Below are 20,809 nucleotides of genomic sequence, written 5' to 3' on the forward strand. Positions count from 1 at the left end.
CCTTGTCGTGTCGATTGCCTCAGGCCCGCTCGGGCCCTTGTCTCGTTCTGCGGCCGCCCCTGCCGTGGCCAACCGCCCCCGCAGCTTCCTCCACTCCGCCCGGTGGAAGGATCTTGCCGGCGGCCTTGTGACCGCAGGCGTCCTTTTCCTGGCCTGGGACGTTCTGATCCCTCTCGCCGAAATCACGCTTTGCATGCTGCCAAGGCCATGGGCCGCGGTTGAGTCCTTCGCACGCCAGCCAGATCCTTCCAACCGCCCGCGCAGCTTCCTCCGCTCCGACCAGTGGAAGGATCTTGCCGGTGGCCTTGTGACCGCAGGTGTCCTTTTCCTGGCCTGGGACCTGCTGGTCCGTCTTGCCGAAATCCCGCCTTACATGCTGCCGAGGCCATGGGCCGTGGTCGAGGCCTTTGCTCGCCAACCCTCGTTCCTGCTGTATCACGCAGGGCTGACGCTGACCGAGACCTTGCTGGGCTTTGTCTTCGGCGTTGCGGCGGGCATGCTGGTGGCGCTGGTGATGTGGCTGTCGTCGCTTGTCCGGCGCGGCCTGCTGCCGGTCGTCCTTGTCACCCAGGCGCTGCCCGTTTTCGCCATCGCCCCCATTCTTGTGCTCTGGCTCGGCTTTGGCCTTGCGTCCAAGATCGTGATGGCGGTGCTGGTCATCTTCTTTGCCGTCACGTCCAGCTTCTTTGATGGCCTCCGCCGGATGGATCCTGGACTGGCCGACCTCTCAAAGCTCTACCGGGCGACGCGCTGGCAGGAGATGACCCTGCTGCGCATTCCCTCGGCGATGCCGGCGCTCGCCTCCGGCATCCGCATTGCTGCCGTCTTCGCCCCCATTGGTGCGGTTGTCGGCGAATGGGTGGGGGCCAAGGGCGGCTTGGCTTTCATCATGCTGCAGAGCAACGCCCGCATGCAGACTGATGTGATGTTTGCAGCCCTGTTCCTGCTGGCCACCATGGTCTTGGCCCTGCGTTTTGCCGCCGACCGGCTCACCCGCCGTCTGGTCTCCTGGCAGCCTGAAGACTGATCCAGCCTTTCGCCAGACCGTCTTGTTCTTCCCCGTCCCGGCGCTGCTGCCGGGCTTCAACCCAAGGAGTATCCGCTTGTCCCGTCTTGCGTCCCTCGCGCTTGCTGCCGCGCTGCTCACAACGACACCGGCCCTTGCCGCCGAGAAGCTTACCGTCCTGATGGACTGGTTCACCAACCCGGATCACGCCCCGCTTGTCGTTGCCAAGCAGAAGGGTTTCTTCGCGGCCGAAGGTCTTGAGGTCGAGCTGATCGAACCGGCCGATCCGTCCATGCCGCCGAAGCTGGTTGCCGCCGGCCAGGCCGAGATCGCGGTCTCCTATCAGCCGACCCTGCATGCCCAGATTGACGAAGGACTGCCGCTCAGCTGGATCGGCACGCTGGTCGAGACGCCGCTCAACTCCTTGATCGTGCTGGAGGATGGCCCGATCAAAACCCTCGCCGACCTGAAGGGCAAGAAGATCGGTTTCTCCGTCTCCGGCTTCGAGGATGCGATGCTTGGCCAGATGCTGAAGTCGCAGGGGCTTGCCATCACCGATGTCGAGCTGATCAACGTCAACTTCGCCCTGTCGCCGGCGCTGCTGTCCGGTCAGGTCGATGCCATCATCGGTGGTTACCGTAATTTCGAGCTGACCCAGATCGAGATCGAGGGCAAGAAGGGCAAGGCCTTCTACCCGGAAGAGAACGGTGTTCCCGTGTTCGACGAGCTGATCTATGTCGCGCACAAGGACAAGCTGGACGATCCGCGTCTGCCGAAGTTCCTCGCTGCCGTCGAGAAGGCAACGATATACCTCACCAACCACCCGGACGAAGCGTGGCAAGCCTTCATCGCGGCACATCCGAACCTCGATGACACGCTGAACCGCCGGGCCTGGGCCGATACGCTGCCGCGCTTTGCCAAGCGTCCGGGCGCGCTGGACGCCGCCCGCTACACCCGCTTCGCCACCTTCCTGAAGGACAGCGAACTGATCAAGTCCGTTCCCCCGGTCGAAACCTACGCCCGGGAAGTGAACTGACCCCCCTGACACTGCCGCTCCTGCAGTCTGGCCGAAGCGGCAGTGTCAGCAGTGTGTGCTGAAATACGGAGCTGAAACAGTTCAACCGTGCCGGAGTCTCGAAGCTCCCTCCCCCTCGTGGGGAGGGGTTTGGGGGATTTCTCTGAACCGGAAGGACAACCACGCTCCGCGCTGTCCCGGCCTTGTGCCGGGACCTGTCAGGATCGCGCTTCCTCTGAAGATGGATGCGACGCGGCGAGGCCATTACGGGTCCCGGCACAAGGCCGGGACAGCGCGGAGCTTGTTCCGGTGCGTTGCCTCTGCGCCTTACTGCGCTGCCATGGCAAGGCCGGCCACGCGTTCGGCCATCTTGTCGTAGAAGGGCCCGAGCGACTGCGGGGCAAGCGCGCGGCAGGCGGCAAGAGCCTCGTCCGCCCGCCGTGCGGCGCCTTCATCCAGGGCCTCGACCAGCGCCATATGCTGGAGCTCGAGCTTCTGGAACTCTTCGGTGCGTCTGTGGTCTTCATCGCCGACCAGCGCGAACAGCTTGACCGGAAGCGACTTGCCCTTCAGCGGGATGGCGCCGGCCTCCAGATAGGCGAAATCGGGCGCCTCGGTCCGGGTGTCGCCGGACACCAGCAATTCCGCCCCGACGCCCTTGCAGCTGGATTCAATCCGGCTGGCGACGTTCACCGCATCGCCGATGACGGAATAGTTGAAACGGCGGCTTGATCCCATGTTGCCGACGCAGGCCTCGCCGGTGTTGAGGCCGATGCCGATCTGCACTGTTTGCGCCCGGAGGCCCCGTGCCTTGAAGGCGAATGCATCAGTCTCGTTCAGCTGCTCGACGATCCGCAGCATCTCCAGCGAGGCGGCACAGGCGAGGGCGGCATGGTCCTCCTCGGTCACCGGCGCATTCCAGAAGGCCATGATGCTATCGCCGATGTATTTGTCGATGGTGCCGCCATGCGCCTGGATGGCGTCGGACAGCGGCGACAGCAGCGTGTTGAGGAAATGCACCAGCTCCGTCGGCGTCAGCTGTTCCGAAATCGGCGTGAAACCGCGGACGTCCATGAACAGGATGGTCATCGGCCTGAGCTCCCCGCCCAGCACCAGCTGATCCGGCCGCTTCTCCAGCTGATGTACCAGATCCGGCGACAGGTATTGGCTGAAGGCCTGCCGCACGAAGCGCTTTTCCTTGTCGGTCAGCACGTAAAGCAGCGCCATGCCCACGGCGAAGACCACGAAGGCCGTGACCGACGGATAGAGCGGATCGATCAACAGGTTGCGGGTCAGGTAGAGATAGATTGCCCCGCCGGTGAGGCCGCCGGCGATGAGCAGCGAAAACAATCCGGTTGCGAGGCCACCGGCAAACGGCAGCAGCAGCACTAGCAGGAAACCGCCGGCGAAGGTGGCAATCAACTCCAGCCCGTCGGCCCAGTCCGGCCGGACGAGAAAATCATTCGTGATGATCTGTTCCGTGGCCTGCGCATGGATCGACACCCCCGGCACCAGCTGGCCAAGCGGTGTTGCGCGGATATCGAACAGTCCGGCGGCGGATGTCCCAACGAAGACGATGTTGCCTTCGATCCGGCTGCGCAAGGCGGCGCGTCTGGCCGGATCCAGCACATCCAGTGCCGAGACATAGCGCTCCGGCCGGTCCTTGTCGTAATGCACCCACAGCTCACCGATGGCGGTGGTTGGCACGACAAAGGACCCGACCTTGAGGTCAGTCAGCGCGGGCCGCTCGCCTGTGGTCTCGCCGCTGGCGGTGCTGCTGCGCGCGATCAGGCCGCTGGCGCCTTGCGCGACGCGCAGGGCCTCGATGGCGAGGCTCGGAAACACCGTCTTGCCATCCGAGAACAGCAGCGGGATCCGGCGCACCACGCCGCCAGTGTCGCTGGCGGACAGGGACACCGAGCCGGTGCCGCTGGCAGCCTCTTCCAGCACGGGCAAGGCCGCCAGGGCCGAGGGGAATGTGGGCAGGATCGTTGCCGGATCGGCGCCGCCAAAGGCAATGCCGGCCTTTTGCGCCGGGAGGCGCGGTGCGGTCGTTGGCAGAACCGCAAAGCCGAGCACGGTCGGCGCACTGGCCAGTGCCTCGGCCAGCACCTTGTCCGTGTCGGGCAGGCGGGCAAGGGCAGCGCGGATTTCGGCCTCGTCGGCCCGGTCGCCAAGATCCAGCGTCTCGGCAAGGCGGACGGGGGAGGAGCGGTCGGCTTCGGCAAAGATCACGTCAAAAGCGATCACCGCCGCGCCCAGCTCGTTCAGCCCGGTGACAAGCTCCGCGATGCGGCTGCGCGGCCAGGGCCACTGCCCATAGGCGGCAATCGACGCCTCGTCGATGTCGACGATGCGCACCGGCAGGTCCTGGTAGGCGCGCGGGGCCAGACGTTGCAGGTAATCGAAGGTCAGTTCGCGCACCGAGACGAGAAAATCCGGGTTCAGCGCGCGGATCGCCGTCATGAGGCCAAGCGTCAGGGCAGCGCAAAAGCCCACCACAAACCGCTTTCCCGTCAAACGTCTGAGCGCCACGGTGCTCCCCACAAAGTGCTGACAATGCAGCACCCTAGATCAGAATGATCCGGGACGAAACACGTTTTGCGGGAGGGGAAAGCACAGCAATCGGGCGCGGGTCAGAGACCGCACGGCCGCGCCGTCCCGGCGAAGTGCCGGGACGCGGGGAGGGGACGAAACAGCTCAGTTCAGCGTCGATTGTTCCAGAGCCCTTGCGCTCTTCTGCACGGCCTGCTGCACCTTTTCGAACGCCCGCACCTCGATCTGGCGCACGCGCTCGCGGCTGACGCCAAACTCGGCGGAGAGGTCTTCCAGCGTGACGGGTTCTTCGGCAAGCCGGCGGGCCTCGAAGATGCGCCGCTCACGCTCGTTCAGCGTTTCCATCGCATCCGACAGCAGCTTGCGGCGCTGGTCCAGTTCTTCCTGGTTGGCGAGCAGGGTCTCCTGGCTGTCGCTCTCGTCGACAAGCCAGTCTTGCCACTCGCCGCTTTCCGCTTCCGCAGAACGGATCGGGGCGTTCAGCGAGGCATCGCCGCCAAGGCGCCGGTTCATCGACACGACGTCCTGTTCGGTCACGCCCAGCTTGGTGGCAATTTCCTGCACCTGTTCCGGCTTCAGGTCACCCTCATCCAGAGCCTGGATGCGGCTCTTCAGACGGCGCAGGTTGAAGAACAGACGCTTCTGGTTGGCCGTCGTGCCCATCTTGACCAGCGACCACGAGCGCAGGATGTACTCCTGGATCGCAGCCTTGATCCACCACATGGCATAGGTGGCGAGGCGGAAGCCGCGTTCGGGTTCGAAGCGCTTGACCGCCTGCATCAGGCCGACGTTGCCTTCCGATACGACTTCGCCGATCGGCAGGCCATAGCCGCGGTATCCCATGGCAATCTTCGCCACGAGGCGCAGATGCGAGTTCACCAGCTTCTCGGCGGCTGCAGGGTCATCATGCTCCCGGTAGCGCTTGGCGAGCATGTATTCTTCCTGCGGCTCCAGCATCGGAAACCGGCGGATTTCATCAAGATATCGGCTCAGGCCGCCTTCACCGGCGACAAGCATTGGTACATTCCGGGCCATGAAATGCGCCCCCTTCTTGGCTGGCGTCCCCCTGACCGGCGGCCCGCTCCCTGTCCATCCCGGACGTCTGGAGAGGCGATTTGTGCCGGTCATCCTGTGGCAACGCGGTTCACCGGCGTCCGGTTCCCGGCTCGCCGATGCAGAAGGATATAAGTAGCATTGCGTCAATTACAGGACCGGGCGCACCCGTCCGAACCTAAAATTTTCGTAATGCGTCCAGCAGGGCCTTGAAGTCGTCCGGAATGTCACTCTCGAAGGTCATGGTCTCGCCGGTGACCGGATGTTCGAAGGCCAGCAGTCCGGCATGCAGTGCCTGACGCGGGAAATTCAGCACTTCCGAGCGCAGCGGCTCGGGCAGGGGATTGGCCTTGGTCTTGAACCCGGCGCCATAGACATGGTCGCCGATCAGCGGCAGGCCGACATGGGCCATGTGCACGCGGATCTGGTGCGTGCGGCCGGTTTCCAGCATGCATTCGACCAGCGCGGCCAGCGAAGGCTGGTCAGCCGGGCCGAAGCGTTCCTGCACCTGCCAGTGGGTGACGGCATGGCGTCCACCGGTGCGCACCACGTTGATCTTCTGCCGATTGGCTTCTGACCGGGCGAGGTTGGCATCGACTGTGCCGCGCAGGCCCGAAGGCGCGCCCCAGACCAGCGCCTGATAGGAACGCTCCAGCGGTCCGGTCCGGCCGTGATCGGCAAACTGCTCTGACAGGCCCTTGTGCGCCTGGTCCGTCTTGGCCACCACCAGAAGGCCGGACGTGTCCTTGTCCAGCCGGTGCACGATGCCGGGCCGCCGCACACCGCCGATGCCGGACAGGCTGTCGCCGCAATGGTGGATCAGCGCGTTGACCAGCGTGCCGGTCCAGTTGCCCGCGCCAGGATGCACCACCAGTCCGGCCGGCTTGTCGATGACGATCAGCGCGTCGTCCTCGTAGACGATGTCGAGCGGGATATCCTCGCCCTGCGGCTCCGGATCTTCGGGCTCGGGCAGGGTGAGCGTCAGGCTGTCGCCGTCGTGAACCTTGTACTTGGCTTCCTTCACGGTCTTGTCATTGACCGAGACCTCGCCGGCCTTGATGAGGTTTTGCAGGCGATTGCGGCTGAGATCGGCGAAATGGGCAGCCAGAACCGCATCCAGCCGCTTGCCCGCGTCGTCTGGCCCGGCTACGAAGCCGGAAACCGCGTCGTCGTGCCCGTCTTCGCCTTCGTCCACGAACGTCGGCTGTACTGGAGTTCTGTCTGTCATGACCAAGTCTGCCTTTGATGATCGCGAGCCGGGGAACGCTGAAGAAGCGCCGCTTGATCCTGCGGTGCTGCGTGTGCAGTCGCGTCTGCGCCGGCTGGTGGCCGGCTCGACCCTGATCATGATCGCCGGCATTGGTGCCCTCTTGGCAGCAATCATCTACAAGGTCAATTCCGTCTGCAAGGTGCCGGGTGGAAACTGGCCGGAATCCATCGCCCTTGAAGGGGCCGGCGAGGTCCGCAGCCTGTCGGTCTCCGACGGCGTGCTGTACCTGCTGGTCCAGGACGGGACCACGACGGTCATCCAGCGCATGGACACAGCCACCGGCAAGGTTCTCGGCCGGACAACGCTTACAAGGCCCTGAGCTGGAGGGCGTTTCAGCAAGCAGCTGCGCGCCACCAAACCTCGCCACCAACTCAGCACTCCGGTTCGGGGTACGCCTTCACCGCAGCTCACCCACCCCCTCCGCGCCGTCCCGGCCTCGTGCCGGGACAGCAGGGAAGAGACGTCACCGCAGCCAGTTCAGGGTCCGAAAAACCGCTTGCCTTGCAGCCGGCAAACAATTATACGGGCGGTCTCGCAACGACACGGCTTTGCCCGTTGCAGCCGCTCCCATCGTCTAGCGGTCAGGACGCTGCCCTCTCACGGCGGAAACAGGGGTTCGATTCCCCTTGGGAGTACCAACTTTCCCGATCAGATTTGAAGATGTACTGCTGGCCTGCCAGCTGGACAATGTTGTTTGTTTGCCTGAATCCAGCTGCTGGCTGCGATCAAGTCCGCGCTGATGTGCCCGCTTGCAACACTGCGAGCGTCTTCAACCGACCACGCAGCTTGCGCAAAAAGCGTCAGGCAACGACCTGCTTCTTGCCTTCCCGGCCACCGCGCGGTGCGGGATCGCCTGACGCCTGTGCCGGCGACGGTGTCTGCTGCTGCGGTGCGGCGGATGCCTCTGGTGCACCGGAGGTCTCGGCTGCCTTGGCGACACGGCGCGGCTTTGTTTCTGGAGCGACCGGCTCGGCCTGCGGAGCTGTAGATGTCGCCAATGCTTCGCGGGCGGCGGCGCTGGCACGGACGATCCGCCCGGCAATTTCTACGGCAGACAGGCGCGCAGCCGTTGCCGGCGTGGCCGGAGCGGGCAACTCGGAGGCTGAGGCTGCGGTCCCGGCTTTGTTCGCTGCCTTGCGTGTGCGCGGCGCCTTCGGCTTGTCGCCCGTCTCCTCTGCCGTCTTTGCAGAAATAACCTGTGCCGCCAGGGCCTTCAGCTCGTCGCGCAGGGCTTGCACGCCGGGGCTCGTGGCCAGTTCTGCCGTCAGGCGCGCGATCTCGCTGCGGGTCCGGGTCAAGGCCCGGTCCTGTGCTGCGGCACGCGCGGCGAGCCGGGCGTTGTCGCGGGCGGCATCCTTCAGGCTGACGTCCATCTGCGCGATCATGTCGTCGGGCAGACCACCTGCCAGATCCAGCTGCAAGGTCAGCCGGGCCACATCCGCTTGTGCCGCGATGAAGTCAGCTTCCCGATCCATCAGCTCGCTCTCAAGCTGCGCAAGCGTCCGGCGCAGGCCAACGCTGTCTGCATCCGGCTGCACTTGTACAGCGACGGCTTCGCCGGTGGATTGCGGGGTAGGGGAGGGCGTCTGGCGGCTGGCCAGTTGTCGTTGCAGGCTGGCGATCTGCGCCTCAAGCGCCGAGATCGTGACGGCAGCCAACGGATCGGAACTTGTGCCACGCCGGGAATCGAGCAACTGACGCAATTCGGCCAGTTCCTGCTTCGCTTGTGCCAGGTTCTGTGCCAGCTCCTGCGCCTCACTGCGGGCGAGCGCCAGGTCTTCCTTCAGCGTCGTGTTGTCTTCGGTCTGCGCAGCCAGCAGCGCGTCCACTTCGCGCCGGTGTTCGGACAGTTCCTTGCGTTCGGCCTGGATGGCGAGGCGGTCTGGCAAGTATTTGCCGGCCTCGGCACGTGCCTGCGCGGCCTGCGCCTTCAGGCGCTCGAGTTCGCGCTCGAGCCGGCGGTGGGTGAGGGCCGCCTCGGCGCGCACGGCATCCTGCGCCGCCTTCACTTCCCGATAGGTCGAGGGATGCGTGGCCAGAACAGCCTCGCGCGTCAGCCGCACAGCTCTGCGCCACACGGCGGGCAACAGCAGGAGTGCCAGCAGCCCGGCTGCCAGGAACCCCAGGAATGCATACATCGCCGCTTCGATCACGCGCTGCCTCGCCGGCTCGTCCGGGTCCGCTACCGGACCGCCTCCCCATGATTACCCGAGGGCAGTGAGAAGGCCAAGGGGGCGCGGCTGGCAAATTGTGCGCCGCTGCCCCGATAGTCCTGTTGTCAGAACGGGTTCCAGGTCGGCTGCTGGGTGAACTTCAGATAGCCGATGTTCAGGCCAAGGCGTGCGCCGACGCCGGCCTTTACCGGAACAACCAGGATGTTGTTGTTGTTCAGCACGGTCATGCCGAAGCCACCGATGAGATAGGCGGACCCATTCACGCCGGCGTAACGCTGATACATCGATTCCACATTCGGCAGATTGTAGATCAGCATCATCACGCGGGCACCGTCACCGCCGAAGTCCCAGCCGATTGAAGGCCCCTGCCAGAAAACCTTGTGATTGCCGGCATTGCGGGTGAACAGGTCGCCTTCGCCGTAGCGCGCGCCGGCAATCAGCGCGCCGGAGCCTTCCTCGCCCAGGATGTAGCCATTCGGCTCGCCGTAGCTCTTGAAAGCATTCTCGATCACCGATGCGAGGCCGCCGGAAACGGAGCCGAAGAACCGATGTCCGGCATCGACGATTTCCTGCTGGCTGTAGTTTGCGCCGCCGGGCGCGTTGGATTGTGCGAGCGCGCGATCTGCTCCGGCAGAGAGTATCAGCGCAAAGGCAAGAGCGAGTGCTGCGAACGGCAGGACATGGCGACGGGCGGCGGCAGGGCGGGTCAGGTTGCGCATCCTTGCAAGTCTCCTTCTCTGGCTCGGACCCCGGCGGTGCCGAACCGGGATCTGGCGTCTGTGCGGAACAATCCCGCAAGGGGGCAAAGGTTCCAGTCCAAAGTCCGTTCTTCGCTGACTGCCTGCCTCATTTCGGCCGTCCGGTGGTCCACCCGTGCTAGGCTTGCAGGACGGCGAATCGCCGGCTGACAGGAAGTTCGGCTCCGAATCGATGCGAGAGTGTAGACGAAATCTGACCAAGCTAAGGCCGGAGCTGCGGAAGTTCCTTGTGGCCGGATGTCGGCAGGTCCGTTTGGCGCTGGTCACGTTTGCGATTGTGCTTGGTGCCGGCGGCGTGATGCCGCTGCAGGCGCGGCCGGCCTATTTCCTCGCCGATCCAGTCACAGGCTATGCGCTGGGCGGCTATGACCCTGTCGCCTTCTTCGTTGACCGCCGGCCACGCATGGGCACTCCGAAGCTGGAATATGCCTGGCGCGGCGCGCGGTGGCTGTTTCTCAACGAGGGCAACCGTGCCGCGTTCGAGCGCTCACCTGAGGTCTATGCGCCGCAGTTTGCCGGGTGCGGGGCTTATGCACTGGCAGAGGGCTATGCGACAGCGGGCAATCCGTCCATCTTTGCCATCATCGACAACCGGCTGTACTTCTTCCACACCGCTGTGAACCGCTTCCTGTTCCTGGTGGAAAGAGAGACAGCCTTGCCCGATGCACAGGCAAATGCCGCGAAGACTGGCTGCCAGCCGCGCAAATAGGCCCCTGCGCTTGGCAGGGCGCGCAGGGCTGTGTAACCCTCTGCGCTGCAGCAGCGAATCACCCGACGGCTTTCGCAGAACCGGAGACTGACACGCATGTCCGAACTCAAAGACCTCACCTCGCTCGACCTTGCGGCGCTGGTCTCCAGCCGGATCTGCCACGACATCATTTCTCCTGTGGGAGCGATCATCAACGGGCTCGAAGTGCTCGACGATGACAATGCCGGCGACATGCGCGAGTTCGCCATGGACCTGATCCGCAAGAGCGCGCGTCAGGCATCCGCCAAGCTTCAGTTTGCCCGTCTTGCCTTTGGTGCAGCTGGTTCCGCTGGCGCCGAAATCGATCTGGGGGATGCCCAGTCCGTTGCCACGGCGCTGATGGAGAACGAGAAGTCCAATCTCAATTGGCAGGTTGATCGGCACCTGATGCCGAAAAACTTGGTTAAACTATTGCTAAACTTGCTCTTGATTGCCAACCAGTGCGTTCCGCGCGGAGGCGAGATCATCATCCGCATGACCGGAGAGCCCGCGAAGCCGAACTTCGAGCTGACTGCAAAGGGCGTAAATCCAAGGATTCCGCTGGGAATGCAGGCGACACTCGGCGGCGAAGAACCCGAGCGCGTTGATGCGCATTCTGTTCAGCCAATTTACACACTTTTGCTTGCACGCGAGTGCGGGATGAAGCTCGACCTTGTAAAAGAAGACGACCTGGTCAGGCTTACCGCACGTCAACTCTGACAAAAACAGATTCGAGCACAGCTGTTTGTTTCAACCTATCTTAACTGTTTGAGGCCAACCTCTCACCCATGGACATCCCGGTCCAGCCGTCCTTCGGGGCGCGGAACCAGTAACCGTCGGGTGAGTGCAGGCCATGGACGACCTCCTCAGAGAATTTCTGACCGAGACCAGCGAAAGTCTCGATGTTGTTGACGTCGAACTCGTCAAGTTCGAGCAGGAGCCGAACAACGCCACCATCCTGGATAACATCTTCCGGCTGGTGCACACCATCAAGGGAACCTGCGGTTTCCTTGGGCTCCCCCGTCTGGAAGGGATCGCGCACGCTGCCGAAACCCTGATGGGCAAGTTCCGCGATGGCGTGCCGGTGACCCCGGAAGCGGTTTCGCTGATCCTCAACTCGATCGACCGGATCAAGGAGATCCTGGCTGATCTCGAGGCCGCCGAGGGTGAAGAGCCGCAGGGCGATGACAGCGACCTGATCTCCGAACTGGAGCGCATGTCGATGAGCGCGGAAAAGCCGGCTGCGGCCCCTGTGAAGGCAGCAGCCCCGGCCCCGGCTCCCGAGGTCGCCGAACCGGCGATCAAGGTCCCTGACCAGACACTTGAGCGCGCCCTGCGTCCGGGCGAGGTCTCCCTCGACGAACTCGAGCGCGCCTTCCGCGAGACGGAAATCGAAGTCGAAGTGGCCGCACCGGTCGAAGCCGTTGTCGAGGCTCCTGCGCCGAAGGCCCAGAAGCCTGCGCCGCGCGCTGCCGCCGCGCCGAAGGATGACGATCACGAAGACAAGGCCGACAAGAAGGCAGCCGCCGGTGGCGGTGTCTCCAACCAGTCGATCCGCGTCGCCGTCGAGACCCTCGAACACCTGATGACCATGGTTTCCGAGCTGGTGCTGACCCGCAACCAGCTGCTGGAAATCGTGCGCCGTCATGAAGACAGCGAATTCAAGGTGCCGCTGCAGCGTCTGTCCAACGTGACGGCCGAGCTGCAGGAAGGCGTCATGAAGACCCGCATGCAGCCGATCGGCAACGCCTGGCAGAAGCTGCCGCGCATCGTGCGCGACCTCAGCCAGGAACTCGAAAAGCCGATCGAACTCGAAATGATCGGCGCCGAGACCGAACTCGATCGCCAGGTCCTTGAAATGATCAAGGATCCGCTGACCCACATGGTCCGCAACTCTGCTGACCATGGCCTCGAAATGCCGGCACAGCGCCGGGCTGCTGGCAAGCCGGACAAGGGTATCATCACCCTGTCGGCCTACCACGAAGGCGGTCACATCATCATCGAGGTGAAGGACGACGGTCGAGGCCTCGACGTTGACAAGATCAAGGCAAAGGCTGTCGAGCGCGGTCTGGCGACCGAAGCCGAAATCGACAAGATGACCGATGCGCAGATCCATCGCTTCATCTTCGCGGCCGGCTTCTCCACCGCTGCTGCTGTCACCAGCGTGTCCGGCCGCGGCGTCGGCATGGACGTGGTGCGCAACAACATCGAGCTGATCGGCGGTACCGTTGACCTGCGTTCCACGCCGGGCAAGGGCTCCAGCTTCATCATCAAGATCCCGCTGACCCTCGCCATCGTCTCGACGCTGATCGTCGAAGCCGGCGGTGACCGGTTTGCAATCCCGCAGCTGTCGGTCGTCGAGCTGGTCCGCGTGCAGACCAACTCCGAACACCGCATCGAGCGGATCAAGAACACCCCGGTCCTGCGTCTGCGCAACAAGCTGCTTCCGCTGCTGCACCTGTCGCAGCTCCTCGGCATCTACGAGGGCGAGAACGCAGAGAACGCGATCAACGACGACAATGGTTTCATCGTCGTCATGCAGGTTGGCAGCCAGACCTTCGGCGTTGTGGTCGACGGCGTCTTCCACACCGAGGAAATCGTCGTCAAGCCGATGTCCACGATGCTGCGCAACCTCAACATGTTCTCCGGCAACACCATCCTGGGTGACGGCTCGGTGATCATGATCATCGATCCGAACGGCATTGCCTCTGCAATGGCCAGCCAGGCATCCAGCGCGGTTGCCGAGCAGAACGAGGAAGCCGAAGAAAACCGTCGCGCTGCGTCGGATGGCCAGAAGCCGATCTCGCTGCTGCTGTTCCGCGCCGGTGCTCCGGAGCCGAAGGCCGTGCCGCTGTCGCTCGTTACACGTCTGGAAGAGTTCGAAGTCTCGAAGATCGAACGCTCCAACGGTCGCGACCTGGTGCAGTACCGCGGTTCGCTGATGCCGCTGGTCTATGTCAACGAGGGCGATCATCACAAGCTCGAAGGGACCCAGCCGATGCTGGTGTTCTCCGACAGCGGTCGTTCGATGGGCCTCGTGGTCGACGAGATCGTCGACATCGTCGAGGACCGTCTCAACATCGAAGTTGGCTCCGAACGCCCGGGCATCCTCGGCTCGGCGGTCATCAAGGAACGCGCGACCGAGATCCTCGACCTTGGCTACTACCTGCCGCAGGCCTTCGAAGACTGGTTCATGCGCAAGGAGATGGACATCCGCTCGCTGACGAAGAAGATCCTCTTCGTCGACGACTCGGCCTTCTTCCGCAACATGCTGACCCCGGTGCTGAAGGCGGCTGGCTACGACGTCACCACCTGCACCGGTCCGGACGAAGCCTTCGAGCTGCTTGAGAGCGGCGCCGAATTCCAGGCCGTGGTCAGCGATATCGAAATGCCGCGCGTCAATGGCTTCGAGTTCTGTGAAGCCCTGCGCCGCGATCCGCGCTTCCGCAAGATGCCGGTCCTGGCCCTCTCGGCCATGGTCACCCCGGCCTCGATCGAACGCGGCCGTCAGGCAGGCTTTGATGATTACGTGGCGAAGTTCGACCGTCCGGGTCTGATTGCCGCGCTCAAGGATGTGTTCTCGGGTGAAATGGGAGTTGCCGCATGAGTGTCTTGGAACATAGCGTCGCCTCTGGCAGCGACATGATCCAGTACGTCACCGTGGTTATCGGCGGCCAGCTGTTTGGTCTGCCGATCTCCCAGGTGCACGACGTGTTCGTGCCGGAGAGCGTCACCCGCGTGCCGCTCTCGGCGCCGGAAGTTGCCGGTGTGCTGAACCTGCGTGGCCGTATCGTCACCGCGATCGACATGCGCCGCCGCCTGCACCTGCCGCCGCGCCAGGATGGCCAGATGATGGCCGTCGGCATCGAGTACAAGCACGAGTCCTACGGTCTGGTGATCGATACGGTCGGCGAAGTCCTGACCCTGTCCGCCAAGACGGCCGAGCCGAACCCGCAGAACCTGGACAAGCGCTGGGCGGAAATCTCCGCCGGCGTGCACCGTCTGGATGGTCGGCTGATGGTGATCCTCGATGTGGAGCGCCTGCTTGGGGCGATGATGAGCGAACCGATGGCCGCCTGAGGCCATCGACAAGCGCTGCCCTGGCAATGTGGAGATGAAACAGATGAAACAGTGTCTCGTGGTGGATGACTCCAGCGTCATTCGCAAGGTCGCTCGCAGAATCCTTGAGGATCTGCAGTTCCAGATCACGGAAGCTGAAGACGGTCAGCAGGCGCTTGATGCATGCCGCAATTCCATGCCGGATGCGATCCTGCTCGACTGGAACATGCCGGTGATGGATGGGCTCGAGTTCCTCACGAGCCTGCGCCGTGAGCCGGGTGGCGAAAAGCCGATCGTGGTGTTCTGCACCACGGAAAACGATGTGGCGCATATCGCCCGGGCCATTCGTGCCGGGGCCAACGAATACATCATGAAGCCGTTTGACCGGGAAATCGTCGAAGCGAAATTCCAGGAAGTCGGCCTCATCTAAACCCTCCTGAACGGGTAGCCACATGGCCTTTGCACAAATGAACCCCAGCACCGGCACGACGCCGAACACGGATCCGATCCGTGTGATGGTCGTCGATGACGCTGTCGTCATCCGTGGCCTGCTCGGCCGCTGGCTTGACGCTGACCCGGCCCTTGCCGTTGTGGCCTCGCACCGGAACGGCAAGCTTGCCGTTGACGACATCCTGCGCTCCAACCCGGATGTGGTCGTCCTTGATATCGAAATGCCGGAAATGGACGGCATGACCGCCCTGCCGCTGATGCTTGCCAAGAAGCGCGACCTTGTTGTCGTCATGGCCTCGACGCTGACGCGCCGCAATGCCGATATTTCGCTGAAGGCCCTGACACTTGGCGCCGCGGACTATGTTCCGAAGCCGGAAACCACGTCCGAGCTGACCACGTCCGTCGATTTCCGCCGTGAACTGATCGAGAAGGTCAAGGTTCTGGGCGAGCGGGCGCGCCGCCTCTCCGGGCGCGGCAAGACCATGCGCGCCGAGACCAACGCCGGCAAGACCGCTTCCCAGGCGCCGGTCGGCGCGCTGGCCACCAAACCGGCGATGCCGGGTGCCCGCGTCGAAAGCGGCAAGGCCGGTATCCAGGTCAAGCCGTACTCTTCAGCCCGTCCGCGAATTCTCGCGATCGGTTCGTCAACGGGCGGCCCGCAGGCGCTGCAGCAGTTGATGAAGGACATCGGCTCGACGGTAACTGACGTTCCTGTCGTCATCACCCAGCACATGCCGCCCACCTTCACCGCTATTCTCGCCGAGCACATCGGCAAGGCCTCCGGACGCCCGTCCAAGGAAGCCGAAAACGGTGACGTGCTGCAGCCGGGTCATGTCTATGTCGCTCCGGGCGGCAAGCACATGATCCTGGAAAAGGACGCCGGCGCCGTGAAGGTGCGCCTGACCGATGATCCGCCGGTGAACTTCTGCAAGCCGGCCGTCGATCCGCTGTTCGACAGCGTCGCCAAGGCTTATGGCTCGGCCACCCTCGCCGTCGTTTTGACTGGCATGGGATCTGATGGCGCCAACGGTGTGAAAACCATCTCCGCCGGCGGTGGCAGCATCATTGCCCAGGATGAAGCCAGCAGCGTGGTGTGGGGCATGCCGGGAGCAGCCGCCAACACCGGTCTGTGCAGCGACATCCTGCCCCTGATGGAAATCGGTCCCAAGATCGTTCGCGTGTTGAAGGGGAGTGCCCGATGACCCCGACTGAGTATGAGTTCCTCAAGCGTTTCCTCAAGGAGCGCTCGGGTCTGGTGCTGTCCGACGACAAGCAGTATCTGGTCGAAAGCCGACTGGTTCCGGTTGCTCGCAAGAACAACATCGACACGCTGTCCGGCCTGGTGATGGCCATGCAGCGTGGTGGCAACGCGGTGCTCGCCAACGCGGTTGTCGAGGCGATGACGACGAACGAGTCGTTCTTCTTCCGCGACAAGACGCCGTTCGAGCACTTCAACAACATCATGCTTCCGGCCATGCTGGAAAAGCGGGCCAGCTCGCGCTCGGTCAAGATCTGGTGTGCTGCAGCTTCCACGGGCCAGGAGCCGTACTCCCTCGGCATCTGCCTCAAGGAAGCAGCCCACAAGGTTGCCGGCTGGCGCTTCCGGATCCTCGGGACGGACCTGTCCTCCGAAGTTCTGGAGAAGGCAAAGGCTGGCATCTACAGCCAGTTCGAAGTCCAGCGCGGCCTGCCGATCCAGATGCTGCTGAAGTATTTCGCCCAGCAGGGTGATCTCTGGCAGATCAATCCGGACCTGCGCGCCATGATCGAATGGCGCAAGCTGAACCTTCTGGAGAATTTCAGCCACCTCGGCGAGTTCGACATCGTGTTCTGCCGCAACGTGCTGATCTATTTCGACCAGCAGACCAAGATCGACATTCTCCAGCGCATCGCCAAGATGATGCCGGAGGACGGCTTCCTGGTTCTCGGTGCCGCTGAAACCGTGGTTGGCCTCACGGATGCCTTCCAGCCGGTCGCAGGTCAGCGTGGCCTGTATCAGCTGAAGCAGGCCGCAGGCGCCTCTGCAGCCCCCCGGATGGCCATGGCAAGCAGCTTCGGACTGAAATGAGCCGTGCAATCCCGTATCTGATTGAGGGCCGGTCCAGTGACCGGCCCTTTTGCATTTCATCACGTAATGATCACAAAGCCGTCAGATGCGGCCGACTTCTTGTTCTGATGCAATCCTTGACGGTCCCGGTGGCGTAGGGAACCCGATCCGGTGTCCAGCCGGAGGCTGCGTCATGAACAGGTGGGCCTTGGGCCCGAAGGAGGCAAAATGACGGATCAGACCATTTCCATGTCCCGGCGAGGCTTGTTGGCCGGGGCCGCCGGGCTCGGGCTTGCCGGAATCTCGGGCGTGACCCTTGCTCCGGGGATGGCCAATGCAGCCGCGCCGCAGCAGTCGGGCATGGTCCCGATGATCAGCCGCTATCGTCTCGGCGAGTTCGAAGTCACCACGCTCCTGGATGGCGTTGCCGTCAGTGAGGAACCGCAGAAGACCTTTGGCACCAACGTCCCGGCCGAGGAATTCAACGCCGTGTCGCAGGCCAACTTCCTGCCCATCGACAAGTTCCGCAATTCCTTCACGCCCACGCTGGTCAACACCGGCAAGGAACTCGTGCTGTTCGACACCGGCGTTGGTGAAGGCGGACGTCCTGGCCGTGGCAACCTGCGCGCAGCCATCACCGCAGCCGGTTACACGCCGGAACAGATCGACGTTGTCGTGCTCACCCATATGCACCCCGATCACATCGGCGGCATGATCGAGGGCGGCGCCCCGGCTTTCGTCAATGCGCGCTATGTGACAGGGCAGGGCGAGTTCGACTTCTGGTCCAAGCAGGACCCGGCCAGCAATGGTGTCGCCAAGCTGATGGCCACCAACATCACGCCCTTTGCCGAGAAGATGTCCTTCATCGGCGATGGCGGCAGCGTTGCGTCCGGCATCACCGGCATGGCGGCTGTTGGTCATACGCCGGGGCACATGGTCTACATGCTGGAGTCTGGCGGTCAGCAGTTGCTGATCACCGCAGACATGACCAACCACTATGTCTGGTCCCTGGCCTATCCTGACTGGGAAGTCCGCTTCGACATGGACAAGGCCGCAGCTGCAGCCACCCGCCGCAAGATGCTTGGGATGCTCGCCAGCGACCGGATCCCGTTCGTTGGCTATCACATGCCCGCTCCGGCGCTCGGCTTCGTCGAAGCAGCCGGAACCGGCTTCCGCTACGTGCCGGCGACCTATCAGTTCAACCTTTAACCCCCCGAAAACGCCAAAGAAAAAGGCCTCGCCGATCCGTCGGCGAGGCCTTTTTTGAAGCAGGGAGCGAAGAGGCGATCCGTAGGATCAGGCAGCCACTTCCATGTCCGGCTCGCGCAGCACGTAACCGCGGCCCCAGACAGTCTCGATGTAGTTCTTGCCGTGCGTTGCAGCTGCCAGCTTCTTGCGCAGCTTGCAGATGAACACGTCGATGATCTTCAGTTCCGGCTCGTCCATCCCGCCGTAGAGATGGTTCAGGAACATTTCCTTGGTCAGCGTGGTGCCCTTGCGCAGCGAGAGCAGCTCCAGCATCTGGTATTCCTTGCCCGTCAGATGGACGCGCTGACCGGCCACTTCGACCGTCTTGGTGTCCAGGTTGACGCGCAGGTCGCCCGTGACGATGACCGACTGGGCATGGCCCTTCGAGCGGCGCACGATGGCGTGAATTCGGGCAACCAGCTCGTCCTTGTGGAACGGCTTGGTCATGTAGTCGTCGGCGCCGAAGCCGAGACCGCGCACCTTGTCCTCAATCCCGGCAAGGCCAGAAAGGATCAGGATCGGCGTCTTGACCTTGGACACGCGCAGTGTCCGAAGAACCTCGTAACCGGACATGTCCGGGAGGTTCAGGTCGAGCATAATGATGTCATAATCGTACAGCTTGCCGAGGTCGATGCCTTCCTCGCCAAGATCTGTCGTGTAGACGTTGAAGTTTTCGGACTTCAGCATCAGCTCGATGCTCTGCGCCGTGGCGCTGTCGTCCTCAATCAACAATACACGCATGCCAATCCCCTTGTGCTGCCTATCCTGGGCAAGTCGCAACGGCTCTGTCGGTGCCTGCTACGAAGGACTGCTGTTAACCCCGACTCAAAGCTAATGGCCAATGGTTAACAAATTCTGATTCGCAGCAGCAAGCCTTATGAGAACGAATCTGTGAAAAACGCGCCAAGGAATTGAGAATCAAGAAAAATCTGATCCCGATCCCACTTAACGTTTCACATGAACAAATCGGGCTAGCCGATTCCGTCCAGACTCATTTCATCCAGTACCGTTCCGCCCTGAAATGGCTCTCGCCTCTCAACGCTTCGTTCATTAACATTAAGCAGAGACGTAAACGTTCGGTTACCGACAGCCCCTTTCCGAGGAGTTCCAGCCCTGAAATCGCTCTTTGCCGAGATCGAATCGTTGATGGCCACCGAAATCTGGGGGCGGGTGGTGGCTGTGCAGGGTTTGCTCGTCGAAATCGCCGGTCCGATCCACGAAATGAGCGTCGGCGCGCGGCTCGCCATCGATATTGGTGAGGGCATTCCGCCAGTTTTTGCCGAAGTCGTGGGTTTTCGCTCAGGTCACGCCCTCTGTATGCCTTTCTCGGGTCTCGAGGGGGTGCGGATGGGGTGCCGGGCGGTGATTTCCTCTCGCGACAGTGTCGTGCATCCTGCAAGTGGTTGGCTGGGCCGAGTTATTAACGCGATGGGCGAGCCGATCGACGGCAAGGGGCCCTTGCCGGGGGGCGAGATGGCCCGCAAGCTTCGGTCGACCCCGCCCCCTGCCGCCGATCGGGCGCGCGTCGGTGGGCCGCTGGACCTCGGCGTCAGGGCGCTCAACACGTTCGTCACCTGCTGCGAAGGGCAGCGCATGGGCATCTTCGCCGGCTCCGGCGTCGGCAAATCCGTGCTGATGTCGATGCTGGCGCGCAACACCGATTGCGACGTCTCCGTCATCGGCCTGATCGGCGAACGCGGCCGCGAGGTTCAGGAGTTCATCGAGGATGATCTCGGTGAGGAGGGGCTGGCCCGCTCCGTGGTCGTTGTCGCCACCTCCGACGAAAGCGTGCTGATGCGCCGCCAGGCTGCCTATCTGGCGATGACGGTCGCCGAGCATTTTCGCGACGAGGGGCAGAAGGTGCTCTGCATGATGGATTCCATCACCCGCTTTGCCATGGCGCAGCGGGAGATCGGCCTGTCCATCGGAGAGCCGCCGACCTCGAAGGGTTATACGCCCACGGTCTTCACCGAATTGCCGCGGCTGCTCGAGCGGGCAGGGCCGGGCAAGGTCGGCTCCGGATCGATCACCGGCCTGTTCACCGTCCTCGTCGAGGGTGACAATCACAACGAACCCGTCGCCGATGCGGTGCGCGGGATTCTCGACGGCCACGTGGTGATGGAGCGGGCGATCGCGGAGAGGGGGCGCTATCCGGCAATCAATGTGCTAAAGTCGGTCTCACGAACCATGCCCCGCTGCGTGCCGGAGGACTATCTGCCCATCCTGCGCAAGGCCAAGGCGCTCATGGCGACCTTCTCCGACATGGAGGAGTTGATCCGGCTCGGGGCCTATCGGCGTGGCTCGGATGCCCTTGTTGATGAGGCAATCGGTCGGCATGAGCCGATGGAAGCCTTTCTGACGCAAGGGAAGGGCGAGGCCACCTCTCTCGATGAGGGCTATGTGATGCTCGCCAACCTTTTGGAAATGAGTCCCGGTTAATGTAGTG

18 protein-coding genes and 1 tRNA gene are annotated in these 20,809 nt (G+C 63.2%); 13 read left to right on the top strand and 6 right to left on the bottom strand.

Annotation, left to right across the window (positions count from 1 at the left end):
• Nucleotides 1-7 precede the first annotated feature (7 nt).
• Together OVA12_RS23865 and OVA12_RS02325 are read left to right on the top strand one after the other, a co-directional pair.
• The gene (locus OVA12_RS23865) at nt 8-1,027 is read left to right on the top strand and encodes an ABC transporter permease (protein WP_326493879.1); all 1,020 of its coding nucleotides are present in this window, start codon (nt 8-10) and stop codon (nt 1,025-1,027) included.
• Nucleotides 1,028-1,097: 70 nt separating this feature from the next.
• Nucleotides 1,098-2,042: an ABC transporter substrate-binding protein gene (locus tag OVA12_RS02325; RefSeq protein ID WP_442793839.1), complete on the top strand. Its 945-nt coding sequence runs from the start codon at nt 1,098-1,100 to the stop codon at nt 2,040-2,042.
• Nucleotides 2,043-2,348: 306 nt separating this feature from the next.
• Here OVA12_RS02325 and OVA12_RS02330 read toward each other — a convergent pair whose 3' ends face one another.
• The 3 genes from OVA12_RS02330 to OVA12_RS02340 all read right to left on the bottom strand — a co-directional run bounded on the left by OVA12_RS02330 (nt 2,349) and on the right by OVA12_RS02340 (nt 6,858).
• Nucleotides 2,349-4,556 (bottom strand): CHASE2 domain-containing protein, encoded by a 2,208-nt coding sequence (locus tag OVA12_RS02330; protein WP_268134122.1) that lies wholly within the window; start codon nt 4,554-4,556, stop codon nt 2,349-2,351.
• Between the two features lie 165 nt (nt 4,557-4,721).
• Nucleotides 4,722-5,612 (bottom strand): RNA polymerase sigma factor RpoH, encoded by an 891-nt coding sequence (gene rpoH, locus OVA12_RS02335; RefSeq protein WP_268134124.1) that lies wholly within the window; start codon nt 5,610-5,612, stop codon nt 4,722-4,724.
• 196 nt (nt 5,613-5,808) lie between these two features.
• On the bottom strand, nt 5,809-6,858 hold the full coding sequence (locus OVA12_RS02340) for an RluA family pseudouridine synthase (protein WP_268134126.1): 1,050 nt from the start codon (nt 6,856-6,858) through the stop codon (nt 5,809-5,811).
• On the opposite strand from OVA12_RS02340, the gene OVA12_RS02345 reads away from it, so the two are divergent.
• Together OVA12_RS02345 and OVA12_RS02350 are read left to right on the top strand one after the other, a co-directional pair.
• Nucleotides 6,857-7,219: a hypothetical protein gene (locus OVA12_RS02345; protein WP_268134128.1), complete on the top strand. Its 363-nt coding sequence runs from the start codon at nt 6,857-6,859 to the stop codon at nt 7,217-7,219. The two genes, OVA12_RS02340 and OVA12_RS02345, sit on opposite strands and share 2 nt — an antisense overlap.
• A 244-nt stretch (nt 7,220-7,463) precedes the next feature.
• Nucleotides 7,464-7,538 (top strand) — tRNA-Glu (locus OVA12_RS02350).
• Nucleotides 7,539-7,700: 162 nt separating this feature from the next.
• Here the strand turns inward: OVA12_RS02350 and OVA12_RS02355 are convergent.
• Both OVA12_RS02355 and OVA12_RS02360 read right to left on the bottom strand, forming a co-directional pair.
• Nucleotides 7,701-9,038, bottom strand: coding sequence for a hypothetical protein (locus tag OVA12_RS02355; RefSeq protein ID WP_268134130.1), 1,338 nt, complete (start codon nt 9,036-9,038; stop codon nt 7,701-7,703).
• A 140-nt stretch (nt 9,039-9,178) separates the two neighbouring features.
• Nucleotides 9,179-9,793, bottom strand: coding sequence for a DUF1134 domain-containing protein (locus OVA12_RS02360; protein ID WP_268134132.1), 615 nt, complete (start codon nt 9,791-9,793; stop codon nt 9,179-9,181).
• A gap of 292 nt (nt 9,794-10,085) precedes the next feature.
• Here OVA12_RS02360 and OVA12_RS02365 point away from each other — a divergent pair, with 292 nt between their 5' ends.
• The 8 genes from OVA12_RS02365 (at nt 10,086) to OVA12_RS02400 (ending at nt 18,324) form a co-directional block, all read left to right on the top strand.
• Nucleotides 10,086-10,541, top strand: coding sequence for a YHS domain-containing (seleno)protein (locus OVA12_RS02365; RefSeq protein WP_268134134.1), 456 nt, complete (start codon nt 10,086-10,088; stop codon nt 10,539-10,541).
• A gap of 96 nt (nt 10,542-10,637) precedes the next feature.
• Complete coding sequence (chpT, locus tag OVA12_RS02370) at nt 10,638-11,279, top strand: histidine phosphotransferase ChpT (protein WP_268134136.1); 642 nt, start codon at nt 10,638-10,640, stop codon at nt 11,277-11,279.
• A gap of 133 nt (nt 11,280-11,412) precedes the next feature.
• Entirely contained in the window at nt 11,413-14,166 is a 2,754-nt protein-coding gene (locus tag OVA12_RS02375; protein ID WP_268134138.1) for a hybrid sensor histidine kinase/response regulator, read from the top strand.
• Nucleotides 14,163-14,639: a chemotaxis protein CheW gene (locus OVA12_RS02380; RefSeq protein ID WP_268134140.1), complete on the top strand. Its 477-nt coding sequence runs from the start codon at nt 14,163-14,165 to the stop codon at nt 14,637-14,639. The genes OVA12_RS02375 and OVA12_RS02380 overlap by 4 nt, the downstream gene beginning before the upstream one ends.
• Before the next feature lie 43 nt (nt 14,640-14,682).
• Nucleotides 14,683-15,048, top strand: a complete 366-nt coding sequence (locus OVA12_RS02385; RefSeq protein ID WP_268134143.1) for a response regulator — start codon at nt 14,683-14,685, stop codon at nt 15,046-15,048.
• Between the two features lie 22 nt (nt 15,049-15,070).
• Entirely contained in the window at nt 15,071-16,270 is a 1,200-nt protein-coding gene (locus OVA12_RS02390) for a protein-glutamate methylesterase/protein-glutamine glutaminase (RefSeq protein ID WP_268134145.1), read from the top strand.
• Complete coding sequence (locus OVA12_RS02395; protein ID WP_268134147.1) at nt 16,267-17,136, top strand: CheR family methyltransferase; 870 nt, start codon at nt 16,267-16,269, stop codon at nt 17,134-17,136. The genes OVA12_RS02390 and OVA12_RS02395 overlap by 4 nt, the downstream gene beginning before the upstream one ends.
• 207 nt (nt 17,137-17,343) lie before the next feature.
• Nucleotides 17,344-18,324, top strand: coding sequence for an MBL fold metallo-hydrolase (locus OVA12_RS02400; protein WP_268134149.1), 981 nt, complete (start codon nt 17,344-17,346; stop codon nt 18,322-18,324).
• Nucleotides 18,325-18,411: 87 nt separating this feature from the next.
• Here the strand turns inward: OVA12_RS02400 and ctrA are convergent, their stop codons facing one another.
• A complete protein-coding gene (ctrA, locus tag OVA12_RS02405; protein WP_161677205.1) occupies nt 18,412-19,104 on the bottom strand; it encodes a response regulator transcription factor CtrA in 693 nt (230 codons plus the stop codon).
• Between the two features lie 372 nt (nt 19,105-19,476).
• Between ctrA and fliI the strand changes: the two genes are divergently transcribed.
• Complete coding sequence (fliI, locus tag OVA12_RS02410; protein ID WP_268136970.1) at nt 19,477-20,802, top strand: flagellar protein export ATPase FliI; 1,326 nt, start codon at nt 19,477-19,479, stop codon at nt 20,800-20,802.
• The last annotated feature ends 7 nt before the right edge of the window (nt 20,803-20,809 follow it).

This window comes from Pannonibacter sp. SL95 (genome assembly GCF_026672425.1).
Taxonomy (GTDB): domain Bacteria; phylum Pseudomonadota; class Alphaproteobacteria; order Rhizobiales; family Stappiaceae; genus Pannonibacter.

What these genes read in the sequence shown, in the direction of transcription:
- OVA12_RS02355 (WP_268134130.1), bottom strand. Translation starts at nt 9,038, where the DNA reads ATGTATGCATTCCTGGGGTTCCTGGCAGCCGGGCTGCTGGCACTCCTG.
- OVA12_RS02380 (WP_268134140.1), top strand. Translation starts at nt 14,163, where the DNA reads ATGAGTGTCTTGGAACATAGCGTCGCCTCTGGCAGCGACATGATCCAG.
- OVA12_RS02395 (WP_268134147.1), top strand. Translation starts at nt 16,267, where the DNA reads ATGACCCCGACTGAGTATGAGTTCCTCAAGCGTTTCCTCAAGGAGCGC.
- chpT (WP_268134136.1), top strand. Translation starts at nt 10,638, where the DNA reads ATGTCCGAACTCAAAGACCTCACCTCGCTCGACCTTGCGGCGCTGGTC.
- ctrA (WP_161677205.1), bottom strand. Translation starts at nt 19,104, where the DNA reads ATGCGTGTATTGTTGATTGAGGACGACAGCGCCACGGCGCAGAGCATC.
- rpoH (WP_268134124.1), bottom strand. Translation starts at nt 5,612, where the DNA reads ATGGCCCGGAATGTACCAATGCTTGTCGCCGGTGAAGGCGGCCTGAGC.
- OVA12_RS02340 (WP_268134126.1), bottom strand. Translation starts at nt 6,858, where the DNA reads ATGACAGACAGAACTCCAGTACAGCCGACGTTCGTGGACGAAGGCGAA.
- OVA12_RS02375 (WP_268134138.1), top strand. Translation starts at nt 11,413, where the DNA reads ATGGACGACCTCCTCAGAGAATTTCTGACCGAGACCAGCGAAAGTCTC.
- OVA12_RS02390 (WP_268134145.1), top strand. Translation starts at nt 15,071, where the DNA reads ATGGCCTTTGCACAAATGAACCCCAGCACCGGCACGACGCCGAACACG.
- OVA12_RS02400 (WP_268134149.1), top strand. Translation starts at nt 17,344, where the DNA reads ATGACGGATCAGACCATTTCCATGTCCCGGCGAGGCTTGTTGGCCGGG.
- OVA12_RS02385 (WP_268134143.1), top strand. Translation starts at nt 14,683, where the DNA reads ATGAAACAGTGTCTCGTGGTGGATGACTCCAGCGTCATTCGCAAGGTC.
- OVA12_RS02345 (WP_268134128.1), top strand. Translation starts at nt 6,857, where the DNA reads ATGACCAAGTCTGCCTTTGATGATCGCGAGCCGGGGAACGCTGAAGAA.
- OVA12_RS02360 (WP_268134132.1), bottom strand. Translation starts at nt 9,793, where the DNA reads ATGCGCAACCTGACCCGCCCTGCCGCCGCCCGTCGCCATGTCCTGCCG.